The sequence below is a fragment of the Chryseobacterium urinae genome (assembly GCF_030518295.1).
Taxonomy (GTDB): domain Bacteria; phylum Bacteroidota; class Bacteroidia; order Flavobacteriales; family Weeksellaceae; genus Chryseobacterium; species Chryseobacterium mucoviscidosis.
Window position 1 is genome coordinate 14,013 of the sequence record NZ_JAULSJ010000018.1, and the last position, 19,688, is coordinate 33,700.

Below are 19,688 nucleotides of genomic sequence, written 5' to 3' on the forward strand. Positions count from 1 at the left end.
ACCACTAATCATAAAATAGTTAGCTTATGAAAAAAAGGATTATCCTATTATCCTCCCTTTTATCAATGGGAGCAATTACTAAAGCACAAGTAGGGATAAATACAACTACTCCTACAGCTACATTTGACGTTGTTGCGAAAAATGCTACAGGAACCTCAACTACTGTAGACGGACTTCTCGCTCCACGTCTGGATCGCGAAAGAGCCCTGAATATGACTTCCGTTCCTTCCGGTACACTTATTTATGTAAATGATATTGCAACGGGATCCGCCACAGGACAGGCTGTCAATATCACAACTACTGGTTATTATTATTTTGAAGGAGGGGTTTGGCAGAGACTTACTACTCCTTCGGCAGTTAATGCGCAGAATTGGGGACTTACAGGAAACTCCGGAACAGCATCCGGAACCAACTTTATGGGAACCACAGACAATCAGGATATTATCTTCAAAAGAAATAATATCCAGTCCGGAATTTTGGGAACAACCAATACATCTTTTGGAAATAATTCCATTCCCATCGCTGTGACCGGAACCGGAAACACCGCATTCGGATCGACTTCCTTAAATACAGTGACAACAGGGGCTAGAAATGTCGGAATTGGTTTAAATACAGGACGGGGGATCACAACAGGATCTACCAACATCGCTATTGGCGGAAATGCTTTATCCAGTACAACAGCAGCTTCCATACAGAGAAATATTGCCATCGGTGACAATGCTTTAATTTCTAATAATGGAGGAAATTCAAATATAGCTATTGGTGTTAATACCGGAACCGCAATCAGTTCCGGATCTAATAATGTTCTTCTGGGAGATACGGCGGGCGGTGTATCTTTAACAACCGGAGCAAGCAATACTGTTTTGGGAAGCATCGCCGGTTCGGGATTAACCACGGGAAGCAACAACTTAATCTTGGGAGCTTCTGCAGGAACCAATATTACAACAGGCAGCACCAATATCGCGATTGGAAACAATACACAGATCCAGTCTGCAACCACAAGTAACCAGATGAATATCGGGAATGCAATTTTCGGAACAGGAATGACCGGAACTCTTGCTGCTCCGGCAGGAAATATCGGGATAGGAACTAGTACTCCTGCAAGAAGACTTGAAGTGAATGCAGCAACAGCTCCTATCAGAGTAAGCAACTTACAGGCAATTGCAACAGGAAGTCCTACCACAACGGTTCCTTTAATACTGGATACCGCAACAGGAGATATTTATCAGGGTAAAGCCTCAGAAATGCTGATTTTCAATACGAATGTTATTCCTAATGCTTCTCCCGTTGTGCTTAATGCGACAGCGACAGCTTCAGCCATCGGAACGGCAACACAGTCTGTTTATAATACCACATTTACTTTAGCAAGACCTGCCATTGTTTCTATATTTTCATCGGTCTCCACGTCATTTGCCAATGCTGCAGGAGGAGTAATTACAGATGGTTCTCCGCGTATTTCAATTAGCTGGATCAGGATTTCAGATTCTACAGGCGCAACAATTATTCAGGATAATATGGGACTATCATCCGTTTCACACGTCAATTCTTTAACCGGTGCTACAACAAATGTTACCGGAAATTATCAGTCTGCTTCCAATCCTATGCTGAGTTTGCCTGCGGGAACTTACAGACTTGATATTTTTGCATTAACGGGATGTTCGAGTGGACAGTCGGTTCGTGCTACATACGGTACAGGAAACGACAATTTGTATGTGAAAGCAGATTATTTCTAAAATACGATTCTAAAACACAATAATTCATAAACGTCTTACAAATATTTGTAGGACGTTTTTTTAAAATAGATCACCATTTTTTATGTTTGTCGGGAGAAACAAAAGTCCACGCCAATATACGGCTGATTTTCTGTCCCTGAGACATTTCGATAATCCTGAAATCGACTGCTTTTATTTTCTTTAAAAGGAATGTTAATTTACTGAGGTTCTCTTTTTTGGAAACAAGACAGGTAAACCATAAAACCTGAGAGGAATACAGAGCGCTTTCGCGAATCATTTTTGTGATGAAAGCCAGTTCTCCGCCTTCACACCATAATTCCGACTGTTGTCCTCCAAAGTTCAGTAATGGCTTTTTAACCGTAGATTTTTTGAGATTTTTTGTCTTTCTGAAATTCCCTTTCATGGCAGATTCTTCGGAATCATGAAAAGGCGGATTGCACATCGAAAATGCAAAACGATCTTCTTTATCAATAATATTTTTGAAAATACGTTGAGTTTCCGGCTGTTTTTTCAGATGTATAAAAGGTAATAAATCCGGATTCTGACTTAAAATATATTCTGCGTTTTTCAGGGAATTGTCATTAATATCAGTTCCCGTCATTTTCCATCCGTAAGAACGGTGGGCAATTAAAGGATAGACAAGATTTGCTCCTGTCCCGATATCCAGTCCTTTAATATCAAAATTCTCAGGATCTTTTTCACCGATTAAATCGGCAATATAATGAATGTAATCTGCTCTTCCGGGAATCGGAGGACAGAGATTACCATCGGGAATATCCCAATCCTGAACCTTATAAAAGTGTAACAGTAAAGCTTTGTTCAGCAATTTTACAGCCTTCGGAAGACTGAAATTAATTGTTACACTTTGATAAGCGTTCACAAAAACATAGTGTTTAAGTTCCGGTACACAGGAAATCAGTTGTTCGAAATCATAAGGATCACGATGCAGATTTCTTGGGTGTAAAGCAGACTTTTCAGTCATCAATTATTTTTTCAGACTTAAAATATACTGTACCATTTTTTTGGCATCTTCTTTCGATACCTGTGGATGTGGAGACATCGGAACGCCTCCCCAAACTCCGCTTCCGCCTTCTATAATCTTGGAAGCCAGCATTTCTGTATCTTTTTCAGAATACTTATCTGCTATTTCCTGATAAGAAGGTCCTATCATTCTTTCATTCACCGCATGACATCCGGAACAGTCCAGCGTTTCAATAATTTTGTCGCCGGAAAGATTACTTTTCGCCGGTTCATTCATTGATGTAGCTTCGGGAGAAGCCGTATCAACAGGTGTATTTTCTTTTTTGGAACAGGAAAACATCAGCATTGCCAGACATCCTGTCAAAAACAGATTTTTCATTATTTTTTTGTAAGAGTATCTGCTTTAGCTTCAGCTGCAGGAAGAGATTCTGCGGCATTTACTTTTGCTGCTTCAGTTTTTTTGGCAGTAGAATCCACCACCGTTGGAGCATCCGGCTCTGGCAACATCGTGTTGCTGTCCTGTAAGTCATGATTTGGCTTTTTAGAGCAGCTAGCTGCCAATAAACCACCGATAAACGCGATTGCTAATACTTTTTTCATTATTTTTCCTATAAAAATTTAGACAAAAATATAAAAAATAAACTTTCAAGCTTATGATAAACCTCCATTTTTAAAGATATTTCATTAAATTTTTTCTGCTAAAAGATTTTTCTGATTAGTGAAAGCCATCAGTTTTCAGATTAAGTTTTTTTAATTTCATAATTTTTTTGTTTTCATATTAAAAAAATTATATACATTTGTACTATGGTTAACAACAAAAATATGTGGTGGTGGCATTCAAACTCTTCGTCGGGTCTGATGTTATTGTCATGTTGTTAATGCTAAACAACCAACAGAAATAATTTATAACAAATAATAAAGACTTTGACGTAATCCGTTGAAGTCTTTTTTTGTTTCATCCATTTTAAAATTCAACTGCAATGTTCAGTAAAAAGATAAAAATAAAAACCGTTTCCAAAAAAACACTCGGAGATCTTCAGACTCCGATGAATATCTATCTGCAGATTCGCGACAAATTCAGAGATACTATTCTTCTGGAGAGCTCAGATTCTAAAAATATCGATAATAACTTTTCTTTCATTGCCATCAATGCGATTGCCGGAATCGAAATTAAAAATTTAAATGATTTTGAAATAAAGCTTCCGGGACAGGAACCTGTAAAACAATTTATCATTGAAAATAAAATTGAAGATGTTTTTCAGAATTTCTCGGATCTTTTCGAATGCGAAAAAACGGCAGATCCTATAGAACAGACTGCACAAAGCCTTTTCGGATATACCAGTTTCGAGGCGGTTCAGTTTTTTGAAAATATTCAGTTCAAAGCGCAGAGTCCCGAAGTTGAAATCCCGATTCTTCGTTACCGATTATATCAATATGTTATTGCCATCAATCATTACAATGATGAAATGCATATTATTGAAAATCAGATGGAAGGTGTAAAATCTGAATTTTACCTTCTTGAAAGCTTAATCAAGAATCTGAATTCTGTAATTTATCCTTTTGAAAAAGAAGGAGCAGAAACTTCTAATATTACGGATGAAGAATATATTGAACTCGTAAAAACAGCTCAGAAACATTGCATGAGAGGCGATGTCTTTCAATTGGTTTTAAGCAGAAGATTTCAGCAGAAATTTAAAGGAGATGAATTCAATGTCTACCGTGCATTAAGAAACATCAATCCTTCCCCTTATTTATTTTTCTTCGATTATGGCAACTACAAACTCTTCGGTTCAAGCCCTGAAAGCCAGTTAATCATCAAAAACAACAAGGCCGTTATTCATCCGATTGCCGGAACATTCAAAAGAAGAGGACATTTTGAAACTGATCTCCAGTCTATCGAAACTTTAAAAAATGATGAAAAAGAAAATGCAGAACACACTATGCTTGTTGATCTTGCAAGGAATGATCTTGGAAAACTCGGAAAAAACGTAACGGTAACCAAATTAAAAGAAATACAGCTTTTTTCGCACGTTATCCACATGGTAAGCGAAGTGACAGCAGATCTGCAGGAAAATGTAAATCCTTTCGAAATGGTGGCAACAACTTTTCCGCAGGGAACTTTAAGTGGAGCCCCGAAACACAGAGCGTTGCAGTTAATTAACCAATATGAAAAAGATTCCAGAGGATATTATGGCGGGTGCATCGGGATGATTGGCTTGAACGGAGACTGCAATCAGGCAATTATGATCCGTACTTTTTTAAGTAAAAACAATACGCTTTATTATCAGGCAGGAGCCGGACTTGTAGCAAAATCAAACCCCGAAAGTGAGCTTCAGGAAGTAAACAATAAACTGAATGCCCTGAAAAAAGCAGTGGAAAAAGCGGAGAAATTAGTGAATAGTTGATTGAGTCTAGTTGACAGAATTTAGACGTCTGGACTGAATCCAGAAAACTATCAAATTTAATTTATGATTCAACTTAAAATTGTCTAAAAGAAAAAGTTTTAATCCTTTTCAAAAATTGCTAAACGGATTTATTAATTATTACAGAAAAAAATAAAAATGAATAATACAGAACCATCAACAAACAACCAAAAGCCATCAGCTAAAGTTCTCGTATTCGATAACTACGACAGCTTTACCTACAATCTGGTTCAGATTATCGAGAGAGTTTTGGATACCAAAGTGGATGTGGTAAAGAATGACCAGATCAGTCTGGAAGAAATCGATCAGTACGATAAAATCGTACTTTCACCCGGTCCCGGAATTCCGGAAGAAGCCGGAATTTTACTGGATCTGATCAAAGAATACGCTCCTACAAAAAGCATTTTAGGCGTATGTCTCGGTCAGCAGGCGATTGCAGAAGCTTTTGGAGGAAGTTTAACCAATCTTTCCGAAATTTTTCACGGAGTGGCAACTTCCGCAGATTTCGTAAAAGAAGATACCAAAATTTTTAAAAATCTATCCAGCGGAATTGAAGTCGGAAGATATCATAGCTGGGTTGTTAACCGCGAAGATTTACCGGAAGAACTGGAAATTACCGCAGTAGACAAAGATGGAATGATTATGGCGTTACAGCACAAAAAATATGATGTTCATGGCGTACAGTTTCATCCGGAAAGCATTCTTACTCCACAGGGAGAAATTATCATTAAAAATTTTTTACTCAATTGAAAACAGCACAAATTCCCTCAACCATAAAACCTCCACAAATGAAAGAGATCCTGCAATACCTTTTTAATCATCATACCTTGTCCAAATCTGAGGCAAAGGCGATTATGATTGAGATTGCCCAGAATAAATTCAATGCAACCGAAGTTACGGCTTTTATAAGTGTTTTCCTCATGCGAAATATCACGCTTAAAGAGCTCGAAGGCTTTCGTGAAGCCCTTCTGCAAATGGCAGTTCCCGTAAACATAGATTCCGGAGATGCCATTGATATTGTAGGAACGGGCGGTGACGGAAAAAACACTATCAATATCTCAACTTTAGCAAGTTTTGTAGTTGCAGGAGCGGGACAGAAAGTAACGAAACACGGAAATTACGGAGCTTCTACCATCACCGGAGCTTCCAATGTACTGGAAGAACTGGGCTACGAATTCAAAAACAGTTCGGAAAAACTTCAGGAAGATCTTGAAAAAGCCAACATCTGCTTTTTACATGCACCCTATTTTCATCCGGCACTGCAATCGGTTGGTGCGCTGCGCAGAGCTTTAGGTCTCAGAACTTTCTTCAACCTTCTCGGTCCGCTTGTGAATCCTGCAAAACCTCAGTTTTCCATGATCGGCGTTTACAATCTGGAAATCGCAAGAATTTACCAGTATTTATTGCAAAAAGATAACCGTCACTTTACTCTGGTTCACGGGATGGACGGCTACGACGAGATCAGCCTTACCCACGACAGTAAAATTATTACCAAAAAAGGAGAAGAAGTCTATTCCACAGAAGATCTAGGTTTTGATTCTATCACGCATGAAAGCATAAAAGCAGGCGAAACACCTCAGGAAACGGCAAAAATTTTCAGAAATATTCTTCAGGGAAAAGGAACGGAACAACAGAATGCTGTCGTATTGGCAAATGCAGCGGTTGCCCTTTATCACACCGATAAATTCGGAAGCTATGAAGATTGCCTTTTGATGGCGAAAGAAAGTTTACATGGAGGAAAAGCATTAAGAAGTCTGCAACTTCTTTTGGAATAATACTTTTTCATTTCATTATCGGTCTTTTGTCATTCAGAGCGAAACGCAGTGAAGTGAAGAATCTATAAAAACACAGAATATGCTGAAAACTTTAGGTACACATAACTACATTTAAAAACAGATTTCTCACTTCATTTCATTACGTTCGAAATGACAATGAATAGTAAATTAAAAAGAAAGATGAATATTTTAGATAAAATCATACAAAGAAAAAAAGAAGAGGTTTCCTTCTCGAAATCGAATACTTCAGTCTCAGCATTGAAGGAATCTGAATTTTTCGGAAGAGAAAATTTTTCACTGAAAGAAAGCTTAAAAAAGAGAAGCGGAATCATTGCTGAATTCAAAAGACAGTCACCCTCAAAAGGAATTATTAATGATACAGTTTCACCTTTAGAAGTGGTTTCCGCATATGAAAAGTTCGGGGCGAGCGGAATTTCTGTTTTAACGGATCGTGATTTTTTCGGAGGAAGTTCTGAGGATATTCTGAATGTAAGAAATTCTGTAAATATTCCGATCCTGCGAAAAGATTTCATGATTGATGAATATCAGTTTTATGAAGCCAAAAGCATCGGTGCAGATGTTATTTTGCTGATTGCAGCCTGTCTTTCACCGCAGCAGGTTTCAGAATTTACAGAACTTTCTCACGAGTTGGGATTGGAAGTATTACTGGAAATCCATACCGAAGAAGAGCTGAAACACATCCATAAAAATATTGATCTTGTGGGAATTAACAACAGAAATTTAAAAGATTTCAAAGTAGATCTGCAACATTCCGTTAATTTGAAAAATCAGCTTCCGAAAGACATTCTGTCTGTTGCCGAAAGCGGAATCTACAACGAAGAAGATTTCAGATACTTAAAAAATGAAGGTTTCGACGGATTTCTGATGGGTGAATATTTTATGAAACATGAAGATCCCGGAAAAAAATTAGCTGAATTTATTTCGAATACAGGAATTTAAAAATCAGGTATGAATTTTACAGACAACGATCTATTGACGAATAAAACCGCTCTGAAGCTAAAAGTTTGTGGATTAACCCAATCTGATCAGATTCAGAAGTTAATATCTTTACAGACAGACTTTCTCGGTTTTATCTTTTATGAGAAATCGCTCAGGTATGTTTTGAAACATTTGAATCCGGAACAGATTTCAGCAATTGAACATTCAGGGAAAGTCGGCGTTTTTGTAAATGAAAACTTAGAAAAAATAGTTGAAACAACAGAAAAAGCAAAACTGAATTTCATACAGCTTCACGGCGATGAAGATGAAAATTTTATTACAGAATTAAGAAAAAAATTAAATTCTGAAATCAAAATCATCAAAGTAATCCGAATTGGAAGCCAAAACTCTGATGAACTTCAGAAAACAATCAATCAATATGCGCAAACAAACGATTATATTCTTTTCGATACCGATTCAAAAACATTTGGAGGAACAGGAAAAACCTTCGACTGGAATCTGTTAAACGACATTGAAATTCCCCTTCCCTATTTTTTAAGTGGCGGAATTTCAGAAGAAAATACAGAAAACATCGGCATTTTACAACAAAAGCCTTTTGCTCTGGACATCAATTCGAGGTTTGAAACAGAACCCGGAGTTAAAAACATCAGCCAGATAAAAATATTTAAAGAAAAACTGATCTGATCATAAATTAAACACAATAAAAATGATTGTCCGTAATTTGTCGTAATTAGAAAACCTTTGAGTTCTTTGCTGAGTGAAACGCCTTTGCGAACTTAAAAACAGTTGGTATATAAAAGAATCTTAGCGATTCTTTGCGTTAAAATTAAGCATTATGATCAATAACGGATAATCAATAATAAAAAAACAAAAAACATTGAAAAAATATTATTCGAGAAAACTGAAGCTTTTAAAATTTAAGAAATTAAATCTTGAAGAGATCGGAAAATCCGTTCGCAGAGTCCTGTTTTCTCAAAAATTTGAAAATGAAAAAGTAGAAAGACTGCATGATTTTGTCTCTGAAAATGACAGCAATACAGAATATTGGTACATCGGAGGATTATTAAGTGATTTCATCGAAATCATTAAAAATTTTCACAAAGAAGATGTCGAATATTTCTTTAAAACCATTCATTTCTGGGACAGCTATCATTTGGTGGTGATTGCCGATAAATTACTCGACAGCAACGTAAAAGCCGGTGTGAAATATGATTTCGGAATCGTTTACTGTAAAATTTTCTGCCTGTATGAGAAATTCGATTCTTATTATCTTGTTGATAATCTTGAAATTGCGATTACCATGTACAACTCGAAATTAGATTTAGATATTTTAATAGATTTAACTGCAAAACTGCATTTGCTGCATCAGAACAAACAGATTAGCAGACAGCAGTTTGATTATAACCTTTCACTGATAAATACATTACAAAATGAATTATAGAAACCCCGACGAACACGGATATTATGGAGAATTCGGAGGCGCTTTCATCCCGGAAATGCTCTACCCGAACGTAGAGGAACTGCAAAAAAACTATCTTGACATTATTGAATCTGAAGATTTTCAACAGGAATATCAGGATTTGTTAAAAAATTACGTAGGACGTGCAACACCACTGTATTTTGCGAAAAATTTAAGCCGGAAATACAATACCAAAATTTACTTAAAGAGAGAAGATCTCAACCACACCGGTGCACATAAAATCAATAACGCTTTAGGACAGGTTTTGTTGGCAAAACGTCTCGGCAAAAACAGAATTATTGCCGAAACCGGAGCCGGACAGCACGGCGTTGCCACCGCTACAGCCTGCGCGCTTTTAGGACTGGAATGCATTGTTTACATGGGCGAAGTCGATATCCAGAGACAGGCTCCCAATGTTGCAAGAATGAAAATGCTCGGCGCAAAAGTCGTTCCCGCAACTTCAGGTTCCAAAACCCTGAAAGACGCCGTCAATGAAGCCTTAAGAGACTGGATCAACAATCCCGTGACCACTCATTACGTGATCGGAAGTGTGGTCGGTCCGCATCCTTTTCCGGATCTTGTGGCGAGATTTCAGAGTGTGATTTCAAAAGAGATAAAAGAACAGCTTCTGGAACAGGCAGGAAGAGAAAATCCGGATTACATCATTGCCTGTGTTGGCGGCGGAAGCAATGCAGCAGGCGCTTTTTACCATTTTGTAAACGAAAAAGACGTGAAAATTATTGCTGCTGAAGCCGGTGGTTTCGGTGTAGAATCCGGAAAATCTGCCGCAACGACTTTTCTGGGAACTTTAGGCATTCTTCACGGAAGCAAAAGCCTTGTAATGCAGACCAATGACGGACAGGTTATTGAGCCCCACTCCATTTCCGCAGGACTGGATTACCCCGGAATCGGACCTTTTCACGCGAATTTGTTCAGGGAACAAAGAGCAGAATTTTTCAGCATCAACGACGATGAGGCTTTGAAATCAGCATTTGAGCTCACCAAACTCGAAGGCATCATTCCCGCTCTGGAAAGCTCTCACGCGCTCGCGGTTTTCGATAAAAAGAAATTTAACGAAGACGATATTGTAGTCATTTGTCTCAGTGGTCGCGGAGATAAAGACATGGAAACGTATCTGAAACATTTGTAAAATAATTCGGGCGATAATTTCCGTCTTCCACTCCCGCTTTTTTGTTCCGCTTTGCTGCACAAAAAGAGCTCCGTTCAAGCCGGATCGCATCGTCAACATAAAAAGTAATTTTTGTCATTACAAAGAACTGATGAACTTACACTTTATTTAACCACAAAAGTCACAAAAGATAAACTAAATGATTAGTGTTTATCAATAAAAAGATCTCAACAGTTTTCAAAAAATCTTTGATTTTTTACACTTTTGAAAGCTTAAAATATATTATAATCATACATTATAAATATCTTTTGCACCTTTTGCGGTTAAAATAAAAAACATTTTAAGCAGATTTTACGAAATGACATCATTAAAAAGCATTTTTAAATGAAAAAACTAAATATATACTTCACCGCAGGAATTCCCGAACTGGAAAATACTGCTGAAATCATACAGGTAATTCAGGATTCCGGCGCAGAGATGATCGAAATCGGGATGCCGTATTCCGATCCTGTTGCAGACGGTCCCGTTATTCAGCAGGCTCATGAATTAGCCCTGAAAAACGGAATGACGATCGAAAAACTGTTCTCACAATTGAAATCCATTAAAAACGAAATAAAAGTTCCTTTAATTTTAATGGGCTATATCAATCCGGTGCTGCGTTTCGGATTTGAAGAATTCTGTGCAGCATGTTCGGAAAGCGGAGTTTCAGGATTAATTATTCCCGATCTCCCTCCCATTGAATTTGAGAAAAATTACCAGAAAATTTTAGCAAAATACCATCTGAATTTCACCTTTCTGGTGACTCCCGAAACTTCGGACGAAAGAATTTTATACCTCGATTCCTTAAGTTCAGGATTTTTGTATGCGGTAAGTTCGTCTTCAACCACCGGAAACGATCAGGCTGTTCTCAAAAACGAGGAATATCTTTCAAGATTAGCTTCACTTCCTTTGAAAAATCCGGTGATGATCGGTTTCGGAATCAAATCAAAAGAAGACTTCGAAAATGTAACCGAAAAAGCGGATGGCGGAATCATCGGAACTGCTTTCGTCAACATTTTACTTCAAAATAGAGACTGGAAGACCAAAGCTATAGATTTCATCCATTCCATTAAAGCCTAAAAATCACTAAATTTGTGTATTCAAAAAATGATATGAATACAATTCAGAATAAAGTAGTAGAATTTGAAGACTTAGGAACGCGGGAATATCAGTCGGCGTGGGATTATCAGGAATCTCTGATGAAAAACATCATAGATCTGAAAATTAAAAACCGCGATCTTCCTGCGGAACAGCACAACGAAACGCCCAATCATTTTCTTCTCGTGGAACATCCTCATGTGTATACACTGGGAAAAAGCGGGCATGAAGAAAATATGCTTGCCGGAATTGATAAACTGAAAGAGATTGATGCCACTTTCGTAAAGGTAAACCGCGGCGGAGATATTACGTATCACGGTTACGGACAGATTGTAGGTTATCCTATTTTAGACCTTGAAAATTTCTTCACGGATATTCATAAATACATGAGAAATCTGGAAGAAGTCATCATCAGAACTATTGCCGAATACGGATTGAAAGGCGAACGTTCTCCCGGAGAAACCGGAGTCTGGCTGGATGTGGGAAGACCTTACGCGAGAAAGATCTGTGCAATGGGCGTAAAAGCTTCCCGCTGGGTAACTTTACACGGATTTGCCTTAAATGTTAATACGGATATGCGTTATTTTGAATACATCATTCCGTGCGGAATTAAAGACAAACAGGTAACTTCCTTAAAAAGAGAACTGGAAAGAGAACTCACTCCTGAAGAAATGGAAGATATTAAAGCGAAAATAAAAAAGCATTTTACAGAGGTTTTCGAAGCGGAACTTATTGCTAAGTAATTTTTACTAAATAACATTTCCCTGCATATTGCGATATGCAGGGATTTTTAATTAAAAAATCAATATTAGACGTACGTTCGGCGTTCCGTAGGAACGCTATCTTTAGAAAATTCATTGAGAATTACAGATATCAATCCTACGGATTGATTGATGAACTGATTATTATTTCTACACAGATTCTGCTCCTAAAGGAGCAAAGATTTTTACTATAAACAACTTAAATAACCTGAGTTCGGGATAAGAAATAAATTTAAATAATTGATTTATAGTATTGTATTAATTTATCGCAAAGAAAAACAAAAGTTTTTTCTACTTATTGAAAGTTTGTAAGCTAAACAAAGGCACTTCGTTTATTTAAAAAACACAAAAATGGTATTACTTTGATAAGTTTTACGCCTTTGTATATCTTAAAAGCTGAATTCCTGATAATTGAATCTCTTTGTTTAACCTTGCGGTTAAGAAGACTTATCCCGAACTCACCTTAAATAGAAAAACAGAAAGATTTCAGCCAAAGCTTATCATCAATTTTGCCCAACCTAACCTTGATTGTAATCTTCGCATCAGACTGAAGTTCGGTAAGAGTGATGAAACAAGATCAATTTATGACCCATTAATTTCATCGAACTCACGTTAAATACATTTGCCCAATTTAATTTTTCCAGTATTCATCGGTAATCTGAATGCATGATAAAATTTCTTAAAAATTTTGAATTTTATATTCAATTTTTTATTACTTTTAAAATCACAACGCAGTGAACTATTAAGAATAAACTGCACCTCATTAACCACAAAAATTAAAACTATGAAAAAATTTCTGCTATCCGCAATGGCATTTGTGATGGTACTTTCCTCTAATGCCTGTTCAGATTCCAGTGCCAATCAGGATCCGAATCTTGTTGCAAAAGAAACCAATGAAAATGCCATGAGAGACTTTGGCAGCACTATTCCGGTAGGGATTCAAAAAGAAGGCAATGTACTGAAAGTTTCTTTCATCATTTCGGCGCAGTTCTATGAAATTGAAGACAGCAAAGAGAATGAAGCCTTCATCTCAATGATTCAATCAGCGGTCGAAAATGAAACTCCGGTTCATGTTTTTCTGAAAAAAAATTCCAACGAAATTGCCAAAGTTGAAAAAGCAACAGATGAAGATGTTACTTACTTCAAATCCATCTTCACCAAAGAAACTCAAAGCGAAACCAGCAAAGCAGTAAGTGTAATTCCGAATCAGGCGACTCTGAACAATCTTTTCACACAGATCAAAAATCAGTCCTGCGGAACTTCTACAGCTTCTTCACCATGCATCACGTTCAGATATGCAGTAGACGGATGTTATGCAAGAGCTCATAAAATGAGACAAATCCTTCTGAATGCAGGTTATGACTGCGAAAAACAATTCGTCTACGGAAACCTGAAAGCTTCTACAGGAACGTGCTGTGTTTCGTGGGGATATCACGTAGCTATTTTGGTAAGCTTTAAAAATGCTTCCGGTGTGGTGGAAAAAAGAATTATAGATCCTTCTCTTTTCACCTCCGGACCGGTAACTGATATTGCATGGAGAAATGCGTGCGTAAATACAAGCTGTGGTTCCGCCTCTGCTTCTTCTTACGCCAATACGGCAGGAAATGTATATTACAGAAGCCCATCCGGTTCGCTGCTTTATGACAACAATTATATAAACACGAATTGCGTACTGACAACATTTTCAACATTGTCCGGATGCTCTCCAGTTCCGGCTCCAAGTGTAGCAAGCTGCGGATTCTAACAAATCTTTTATATAGCTCCTGCAATTATTTGTTATTTTGCAGGAGCTTTTTAAAATCATATTTTCATGAAATTCTTAACCTATATTCTCTTCATAATAATGATGGTCATTTCCTGCTCCGGCAATCAGAGTTCACAGAATATTACATGGTATAACAATTCGGTGATTAGTGATATTACAGATGATCCGGATCGGCCGCAGGAATTTGCCCGTGTTTCCATAGGAATCAGCGCGCAGGTTTTCTATCTTTCAAAAAAATCTCAGGATTATACTCATCTTATCGAAAAGGCAACTTTAAGTCTTAAGAAAAGTAAAAAATATGATATTGGCATTGAAAATAAAACCAATATTATCAGACAGATCAAAGACGTAAAATAATCTTTTCATCACATTATCATTTGATTACAGATATTCCGGCATCAATTCTCAATTCGGCTCCGTGAATGTAAGATGCTTCATCGGAAGCAAGAAAAAGTACCGCTTTTGCAATTTCCGAGGGTTCTCCCTGTCTTTTAAAAGGAATGGTAGGAATAATATGCTGTACCGCTTCATCAATCTGTTCTGAATTTAAACCCGTATTATTAAAAATATTGGTTTTGATATGTCCCGGACTGATTCCGTTTACGCGGATTCCCTTGTCCATAAGCTCAGAAGCAAAAGTCTTAATGAAACTTTGTACCGCCGCTTTTGCAGCAGAATATACTGAAAAATTGGACATTCCGAATTCTGTGACAAAAGAAGTATTAAACACAACCGAACTCCCCTCTTTCATTAAAGGAAGCATCTGCTGAACTGTAAAAAAGCTGCCTTTTACCAGCATATTGAAAAGCTCATCAAAATGATGTTCATCCACATTTCCAATCGAAGCAAATCTTCCGTATCCTGCATTTGCAAATACCAGATCGATATGTTCCGTTAATTTTTCAGCTTCATTTCTAAGATTCATCAGATCGCTTATTTTTCCGGCATCCGAAACAATTCCGAACGCATTTTCGCCTAGCTTTTTTACGGCATTTTTTACATTTTCTTCACTTCTTCCGGTGATGATTGCCTTTCCTCCTTCTTCTATAAACTGTTGTGCTGTTGTGAATCCCATTCCGTTGGTTCCGCCTGTAATCAGAGCGGTTTTGTTTTTAAATCTCTGCATTGTTTTTGGTTTAAAATTCTTCAGCAAAAATGGAAAGTTCAGTCTTCAGAAAAAATCCGATTCCTGCGATGTTTTAAGAAGGTTTTAAAAATTTTTAAATTAAATTTAACAAAATTAAATTGCGTGCAATTTAATTTGGCAATATTTTTGCATCATAGTATTCAAATAAAAAAATTAACAAAATGTCATTAATAGAAGATTTAAACTGGAGACACGCTGTAAAAGCATATGATCCAACAAAAAAAGTATCAGAAGAAGATTTAAATAAAATTTTAGAAGCCGCAAGACTCGCTCCTACTTCTTCCGGATTACAGCCTTTCCGTGTGATCGTAGTAGAAAATCAGGAATTAAAAGAAAAAATGGTTCAGGGAGCTTTGAATCCTGAAGTAATGAGAGATTCTTCTCATGTTCTGGTTTTCGCGGCATGGGACAGCTACTCCGATGAGAAAATCGATAAAGTGTACGATCATCACACCGATGTAAGAGATTTGCCGAGAGGAAGATTTTCAAGCTACACCGATAAAATTAAAGAAATCTACGGTGCGCAGACTCCAGAAGAACATTTCGCGCATACTGCAAGACAAACGTATATTGCTTTAGGACTTGCTATGGCTCAGGCTGCGGAACTTAAAGTAGACAGCACTCCTGCAGAAGGTTTCAGCAATGAAGTGGTGGATGAAATTTTGGGCTTGAGAGATTTAGGCTTAAAAAGTGTGAGTTTACTGTATTTAGGATACAGAGACGAGAAAAACGACTGGCTGTCGCACATGAAAAAAGTAAGAATTCCGATGGAAGAATTCATCATCAAAAAATAAAACCTTTTCATTTTTCAGAAATCATGGAAAATCCCGAATTTTTAAAATTAGAAAACCAGCTCTGCTTTCCTTTATATGTTATTGCGAAAGAAATTACGGGGCTTTACCGTCCTTTTCTTGATGAGCTGGATATTACCTATCCTCAGTATCTTGTGATGATGGTGCTTTGGGAACATGACGGACTTCCGGTGAACAGCATCGGCGAAAAGCTGTATCTGGACAGCGGAACACTTACACCGCTTCTTAAAAGACTTGAAAATAAAGGATTTATCGAAAGAAGAAGAAAAAAAGAAGATGAACGTGTGGTGGAAGTTTTCATCACAGAATCCGGCAGAAATTTACAGGAAAAAGCCTGTGGAATTCCGGAAAAATTATTTCAGAAAATCGGAGCATCGCCTGAAGACTGGAAAGCTCTGAAAGAAAATGTTCAAAAAATATTAACTAAAATAGAAAAATAAATGAAAACTTTGTATACAACAAAAGTAACTGCAACAGGAGGAAGAAACGGACACGTAAAAAGCGAAAACGGAGTTCTTGATCTGGACGTGAAAATGCCTAAAGCTTTAGGCGGAGCCAATGACGATTTCACCAACCCTGAAATGCTTTTCGCAGCAGGATATTCCGCATGTTTCGACAGTGCACTGAACCGAGTAATTTCTTTGTCTAAAGCAAAAACCGGAGAAACTACGGTAACGGCGGAAGTAAGCATCGGACAATTGGAAAACGGCGGTTTCGGATTGGCGGTTCAGCTTGATGTGAACATTCCTGAAGTTTCTATTGAGGAAGCACAGGCTTTAACAGAGAAAGCGCACCAAATCTGTCCGTACTCTAATGCGACAAGAAATAATATCGAAGTAAAACTTTCAGTTACGAACAACTAATTCAGCATTTTACGGAATAAATATCAAAATCTGTTTCTTTGGAAGCAGATTTTTTTTGTTTAGTTGGATAAGAAACTTTAAACAGAAATTTGTTTCATCCGAAAAACGTTTATATGTTTGTTGTAAACTTCAAACATAGATAAAAAGTTTGTTTAAACTCATTTTAAATTTAACCGCAAAAGGTACACAAAAGTCTTTATTGGATTTATTCAAGGTATTTCAAAAGTCTGCAAAGAGAAAAAATCTTTGATATTTTTTAAACTTATGTGCTCTTTTTCCCCATTTGAGTATTAAACTTAAACTAATAAAGTGTTACAATCTTTTGCATCTTTTGCGGTAAAAAAGTTTAAACAGAATTTCTTTAAAAACCATAATCATTTGAAAAATCTTTTCACCTTATTCATCACAATTTTTAGCTATCTTCAGTTGTATGCTCAACATACGTATGTTTTTTTCGGTTCCTTTAACTGGGAAAAAGAAACGGAGGGAATTTATGTGTACGAATTGAATACTCAAAACGGAAAACTATCGAAAATTGCTTCTGTTTCGGGGATTTCAAATCCTTCTTTTCTCACTTTGTCACCGAACGGAAAATATCTTTTTGCGTGTACGGAAAGCAAAACAAAGAACGGCGGAAGCGTAAGCAGTTTTGAATTTAATGCTGATAAAAAAACTTTACAGTTCATCAGTAAACAAAGCAGCGGTGGTGAAAATCCGGTTTACCTGACGGTTCATCCAAGCGGAAAATGGCTCGTTAACGGAAATTATACGGAAGGAAGCGTTTCTGTTTACCCGATCTCAGAAAACGGAACTCTTGAACCTTTTGTGCAGAATATAAAATTTTCAGAAGGAAGTGTAAATCCTGACAGACAGAATCGTGCGCACATCCATTCCACCGTTTTTTCTCCGGATTCTGATTATCTATTTCTGCCTGATCTCGGAGCGGATAAAATTCGCGCCTATCGTTTTAACAATGAAAAAAATACACCTTTGCAGGAAGCTGAAATTCCTTTTATAAAAACAACTTTAGGAGCGGGACCGAGGCATTTTACCTTTCATCCGAATGGAAAATTCGCGTACTGTATTGAAGAAATGGGCGGTGCAGTCAGTGTTTATGCTTACGAAAACGGAAAACTGAATCCGCTTCAGAGGATTTTTACCCATCCTGAAACCTGTAAAGAAGATTTTGAAAGTTCTGATGTTCATATTTCGCCGGACGGAAAGTTTTTGTACGCTTCCAACCGCGGAAAAGAAAATAATATTGCTATTTTTTCGATTCAGGACGATGGAAGTCTGAAAACAATCGGTTATCAGTCTGTAAAAGGGAAACATCCGAGAACATTTAATCTCGATCCAAGCGGACAATTTTTAATCACCGCCAATACGGCAACGAATAATGTTACGGTTTTTAAAAGAAATCCTGAAACCGGTTTGCTGAAAAAAGCCGGAAGAAAAATTAAGATCAGAAATGTTTCGAATGTGCAGATCAGAAGATATTGATTGTTTTTTTACAGGTAATTTCGATTTTAACCGCAAAAGAGACAAAGAAAATTAAAGCGTTTATGATATTTGAGGTTCTCAAAAGAATAAAAACTTCTCTCATCTTTTTTGGTTCAATAAAAGTTGAAACAACTTATTGTATCTTTCAAATTGTAAAAAGTTACTATATGAAAATGTACATCATCGTTTTAAATACTGTTCCTGACAAATTAGTTCCTGTAATTACTGCACACGCTTCTTTAGCCTGCTACAAAAAATTTGAGGACAACGAAAATATGATTCAATGGATCAGCGGAATATTCAAAAAAGTAGTTTGTGTCGTAAACGAAACCGAGTTTAACAGTTTTAAAAATGAGACAGATTATGTTTTACTAACGGAATCTTCACTAGACAACAGAGAAGTCGCTTTGGCATTTTGTCCGAAAGAGGAATATCCGAAAAAATTTAAATTTCTGAAAATGTGGACTCCACAGAATATCTGAATTACCTCGTCCCAGAATCGCTCTTCTTAAAAGCATCCACTTTCTGATAAGAATCGTTTTTCTCTTTTTCTTTTTTGTCTGAAATTAAAATTCCGAAAAGATGATCGATTTCGTGCTGGAAAATAACAGCTGTAAAACTTTCCACAATTTCCGAATATTTCTGACCTTTTAAATCGACATATTCAAGCTGAATGACTTTGCTTCGGTAAAACTGATCTCTGAAATCGGGAATCGAAAGATCGCCTTCCGGACCTAAATTCTGTAATTCTGATCTCCAGACAATGACAGGATTGATGAAATATTCCAACGGTGTGCCTTTTTTATCAAAACGCTGAACCCAGATTACTTTTCTGTTGATTCCAACCTGTGGTGCGGCAATTCCCACTCCGCCATCGGTGGAAAGTAAAGATTCTTTCATTCTGCTGACTAAAACTGCCGTGTTTTTATCCAACGGATCGATTTCTGCAGAAAGGCTTAATAATGTTTTGTGCTGATTTTCATCTGTGGTCTGGTAAATCGGCAACGCAGAATTTTTATCTCCCTGATTGATAATGGAAATTTCGTTTGGTGTCAGTTTTTGAGCGTTCATCAAACCGATGAAAAGGATGAAAAGAAGGGATATTTTTTTCATTTTTCTGAATGTTTTGCAAAGATAAATATTGCAGGCTAAGTTTTGTCTGTTTTGGTTAAAGCCTATTTGAATATTGATAAAAAGCAATGAAAAATATGCAGACCTCATTGCCTTTTAAACGAATCATTGT

22 protein-coding genes are annotated in these 19,688 nt (G+C 37.0%); 17 read left to right on the top strand and 5 right to left on the bottom strand.

The features are described 5' to 3' along the window. Positions 1-26: 26 nt before the first annotated feature. Positions 27-1,733, top strand: coding sequence for a beta strand repeat-containing protein (locus QWT87_RS12490; RefSeq protein WP_302716353.1), 1,707 nt, complete (start codon positions 27-29; stop codon positions 1,731-1,733). Positions 1,734-1,803: 70 nt separating this feature from the next. Here QWT87_RS12490 and rlmF read toward each other — a convergent pair whose 3' ends face one another. From rlmF to QWT87_RS12505, 3 genes are read right to left on the bottom strand one after another with little or no spacing between them, the layout of a single operon-like run. Continuing rightward, a complete protein-coding gene (rlmF, locus tag QWT87_RS12495) occupies positions 1,804-2,715 on the bottom strand; it encodes a 23S rRNA (adenine(1618)-N(6))-methyltransferase RlmF (RefSeq protein ID WP_302716354.1) in 912 nt (303 codons plus the stop codon). 3 nt (positions 2,716-2,718) lie between these two features. Next, a complete protein-coding gene (locus QWT87_RS12500; RefSeq protein WP_302716355.1) occupies positions 2,719-3,093 on the bottom strand; it encodes a c-type cytochrome in 375 nt (124 codons plus the stop codon). Further along, the gene (locus QWT87_RS12505; RefSeq protein WP_076393272.1) at positions 3,093-3,314 is read right to left on the bottom strand and encodes a hypothetical protein; all 222 of its coding nucleotides are present in this window, start codon (positions 3,312-3,314) and stop codon (positions 3,093-3,095) included. The genes QWT87_RS12500 and QWT87_RS12505 overlap by 1 nt, the downstream gene beginning before the upstream one ends. A 380-nt stretch (positions 3,315-3,694) precedes the next feature. On the opposite strand from QWT87_RS12505, the gene QWT87_RS12510 reads away from it, so the two are divergent. The 11 genes from QWT87_RS12510 (at position 3,695) to QWT87_RS12560 (ending at position 14,480) form a co-directional block, all read left to right on the top strand. After that, positions 3,695-5,119 carry an anthranilate synthase component I family protein gene (locus QWT87_RS12510; RefSeq protein ID WP_302716356.1) on the top strand — a complete coding sequence of 475 codons (1,425 nt, stop codon included), beginning with the start codon at positions 3,695-3,697 and terminating at the stop codon, positions 5,117-5,119. Positions 5,120-5,275: 156 nt separating this feature from the next. Then, on the top strand, positions 5,276-5,887 hold the full coding sequence (locus QWT87_RS12515) for an anthranilate synthase component II (protein WP_076393270.1): 612 nt from the start codon (positions 5,276-5,278) through the stop codon (positions 5,885-5,887). A gap of 38 nt (positions 5,888-5,925) precedes the next feature. Continuing rightward, positions 5,926-6,912 (top strand): anthranilate phosphoribosyltransferase, encoded by a 987-nt coding sequence (gene trpD / locus QWT87_RS12520; RefSeq protein WP_302716406.1) that lies wholly within the window; start codon positions 5,926-5,928, stop codon positions 6,910-6,912. A 180-nt stretch (positions 6,913-7,092) separates the two neighbouring features. Next, on the top strand, positions 7,093-7,872 hold the full coding sequence (trpC, locus tag QWT87_RS12525) for an indole-3-glycerol phosphate synthase TrpC (protein WP_302716357.1): 780 nt from the start codon (positions 7,093-7,095) through the stop codon (positions 7,870-7,872). A gap of 9 nt (positions 7,873-7,881) precedes the next feature. Continuing rightward, the gene (locus QWT87_RS12530; RefSeq protein WP_302716358.1) at positions 7,882-8,556 is read left to right on the top strand and encodes a phosphoribosylanthranilate isomerase; all 675 of its coding nucleotides are present in this window, start codon (positions 7,882-7,884) and stop codon (positions 8,554-8,556) included. Between the two features lie 193 nt (positions 8,557-8,749). Next, the gene (locus QWT87_RS12535; protein WP_302716359.1) at positions 8,750-9,313 is read left to right on the top strand and encodes a hypothetical protein; all 564 of its coding nucleotides are present in this window, start codon (positions 8,750-8,752) and stop codon (positions 9,311-9,313) included. Then, on the top strand, positions 9,303-10,481 hold the full coding sequence (gene trpB, locus QWT87_RS12540) for a tryptophan synthase subunit beta (protein ID WP_302716360.1): 1,179 nt from the start codon (positions 9,303-9,305) through the stop codon (positions 10,479-10,481). The genes QWT87_RS12535 and trpB overlap by 11 nt, the downstream gene beginning before the upstream one ends. Before the next feature lie 363 nt (positions 10,482-10,844). Beyond that, entirely contained in the window at positions 10,845-11,579 is a 735-nt protein-coding gene (gene trpA / locus QWT87_RS12545) for a tryptophan synthase subunit alpha (RefSeq protein WP_235131212.1), read from the top strand. A gap of 32 nt (positions 11,580-11,611) precedes the next feature. Further along, positions 11,612-12,340 (top strand): lipoyl(octanoyl) transferase LipB, encoded by a 729-nt coding sequence (lipB, locus tag QWT87_RS12550; RefSeq protein ID WP_302716362.1) that lies wholly within the window; start codon positions 11,612-11,614, stop codon positions 12,338-12,340. Between the two features lie 802 nt (positions 12,341-13,142). Continuing rightward, positions 13,143-14,102 (top strand): protein-glutamine glutaminase, encoded by a 960-nt coding sequence (locus tag QWT87_RS12555; protein WP_302716363.1) that lies wholly within the window; start codon positions 13,143-13,145, stop codon positions 14,100-14,102. Positions 14,103-14,168: 66 nt separating this feature from the next. Next, positions 14,169-14,480: a hypothetical protein gene (locus QWT87_RS12560; RefSeq protein WP_302716364.1), complete on the top strand. Its 312-nt coding sequence runs from the start codon at positions 14,169-14,171 to the stop codon at positions 14,478-14,480. Between the two features lie 16 nt (positions 14,481-14,496). On the opposite strand, the gene QWT87_RS12565 is transcribed toward QWT87_RS12560, so the two are convergent. Next, on the bottom strand, positions 14,497-15,249 hold the full coding sequence (locus QWT87_RS12565) for an SDR family oxidoreductase (RefSeq protein ID WP_302716365.1): 753 nt from the start codon (positions 15,247-15,249) through the stop codon (positions 14,497-14,499). A 182-nt stretch (positions 15,250-15,431) separates the two neighbouring features. Here QWT87_RS12565 and QWT87_RS12570 point away from each other — a divergent pair, with 182 nt between their 5' ends. From QWT87_RS12570 to QWT87_RS12590, 5 genes are all read left to right on the top strand, one after another. Then, a complete protein-coding gene (locus QWT87_RS12570; protein WP_087711009.1) occupies positions 15,432-16,064 on the top strand; it encodes an NAD(P)H-dependent oxidoreductase in 633 nt (210 codons plus the stop codon). 23 nt (positions 16,065-16,087) lie between these two features. Continuing rightward, positions 16,088-16,522: a MarR family winged helix-turn-helix transcriptional regulator gene (locus QWT87_RS12575; RefSeq protein ID WP_302716366.1), complete on the top strand. Its 435-nt coding sequence runs from the start codon at positions 16,088-16,090 to the stop codon at positions 16,520-16,522. Next, positions 16,523-16,945: an organic hydroperoxide resistance protein gene (locus QWT87_RS12580; protein ID WP_116097987.1), complete on the top strand. Its 423-nt coding sequence runs from the start codon at positions 16,523-16,525 to the stop codon at positions 16,943-16,945. A gap of 378 nt (positions 16,946-17,323) precedes the next feature. Beyond that, the gene (locus QWT87_RS12585; RefSeq protein WP_302716367.1) at positions 17,324-18,445 is read left to right on the top strand and encodes a lactonase family protein; all 1,122 of its coding nucleotides are present in this window, start codon (positions 17,324-17,326) and stop codon (positions 18,443-18,445) included. A gap of 167 nt (positions 18,446-18,612) precedes the next feature. Next, positions 18,613-18,927: an aminoacyl-tRNA hydrolase gene (locus QWT87_RS12590; RefSeq protein ID WP_108410600.1), complete on the top strand. Its 315-nt coding sequence runs from the start codon at positions 18,613-18,615 to the stop codon at positions 18,925-18,927. Position 18,928: 1 nt separating this feature from the next. On the opposite strand, the gene QWT87_RS12595 is transcribed toward QWT87_RS12590, so the two are convergent. Further along, on the bottom strand, positions 18,929-19,558 hold the full coding sequence (locus QWT87_RS12595) for a peptide deformylase (RefSeq protein WP_302716368.1): 630 nt from the start codon (positions 19,556-19,558) through the stop codon (positions 18,929-18,931). Between the last annotated feature and the right edge of the window lie 130 nt (positions 19,559-19,688).

Coding starts and splice junctions, on each gene's coding strand:
- QWT87_RS12490 (WP_302716353.1), top strand. CDS start 27: ATGAAAAAAAGGATTATCCTATTATCCTCCCTTTTATCAATGGGAGCA.
- rlmF (WP_302716354.1), bottom strand. CDS start 2,715: ATGACTGAAAAGTCTGCTTTACACCCAAGAAATCTGCATCGTGATCCT.
- QWT87_RS12500 (WP_302716355.1), bottom strand. CDS start 3,093: ATGAAAAATCTGTTTTTGACAGGATGTCTGGCAATGCTGATGTTTTCC.
- QWT87_RS12505 (WP_076393272.1), bottom strand. CDS start 3,314: ATGAAAAAAGTATTAGCAATCGCGTTTATCGGTGGTTTATTGGCAGCT.
- QWT87_RS12510 (WP_302716356.1), top strand. CDS start 3,695: ATGTTCAGTAAAAAGATAAAAATAAAAACCGTTTCCAAAAAAACACTC.
- QWT87_RS12515 (WP_076393270.1), top strand. CDS start 5,276: ATGAATAATACAGAACCATCAACAAACAACCAAAAGCCATCAGCTAAA.
- trpD (WP_302716406.1), top strand. CDS start 5,926: ATGAAAGAGATCCTGCAATACCTTTTTAATCATCATACCTTGTCCAAA.
- trpC (WP_302716357.1), top strand. CDS start 7,093: ATGAATATTTTAGATAAAATCATACAAAGAAAAAAAGAAGAGGTTTCC.
- QWT87_RS12530 (WP_302716358.1), top strand. CDS start 7,882: ATGAATTTTACAGACAACGATCTATTGACGAATAAAACCGCTCTGAAG.
- trpB (WP_302716360.1), top strand. CDS start 9,303: ATGAATTATAGAAACCCCGACGAACACGGATATTATGGAGAATTCGGA.
- trpA (WP_235131212.1), top strand. CDS start 10,845: ATGAAAAAACTAAATATATACTTCACCGCAGGAATTCCCGAACTGGAA.
- lipB (WP_302716362.1), top strand. CDS start 11,612: ATGAATACAATTCAGAATAAAGTAGTAGAATTTGAAGACTTAGGAACG.
- QWT87_RS12555 (WP_302716363.1), top strand. CDS start 13,143: ATGAAAAAATTTCTGCTATCCGCAATGGCATTTGTGATGGTACTTTCC.
- QWT87_RS12560 (WP_302716364.1), top strand. CDS start 14,169: ATGAAATTCTTAACCTATATTCTCTTCATAATAATGATGGTCATTTCC.
- QWT87_RS12565 (WP_302716365.1), bottom strand. CDS start 15,249: ATGCAGAGATTTAAAAACAAAACCGCTCTGATTACAGGCGGAACCAAC.
- QWT87_RS12570 (WP_087711009.1), top strand. CDS start 15,432: ATGTCATTAATAGAAGATTTAAACTGGAGACACGCTGTAAAAGCATAT.
- QWT87_RS12575 (WP_302716366.1), top strand. CDS start 16,088: ATGGAAAATCCCGAATTTTTAAAATTAGAAAACCAGCTCTGCTTTCCT.
- QWT87_RS12580 (WP_116097987.1), top strand. CDS start 16,523: ATGAAAACTTTGTATACAACAAAAGTAACTGCAACAGGAGGAAGAAAC.
- QWT87_RS12590 (WP_108410600.1), top strand. CDS start 18,613: ATGAAAATGTACATCATCGTTTTAAATACTGTTCCTGACAAATTAGTT.
- QWT87_RS12595 (WP_302716368.1), bottom strand. CDS start 19,558: ATGAAAAAAATATCCCTTCTTTTCATCCTTTTCATCGGTTTGATGAAC.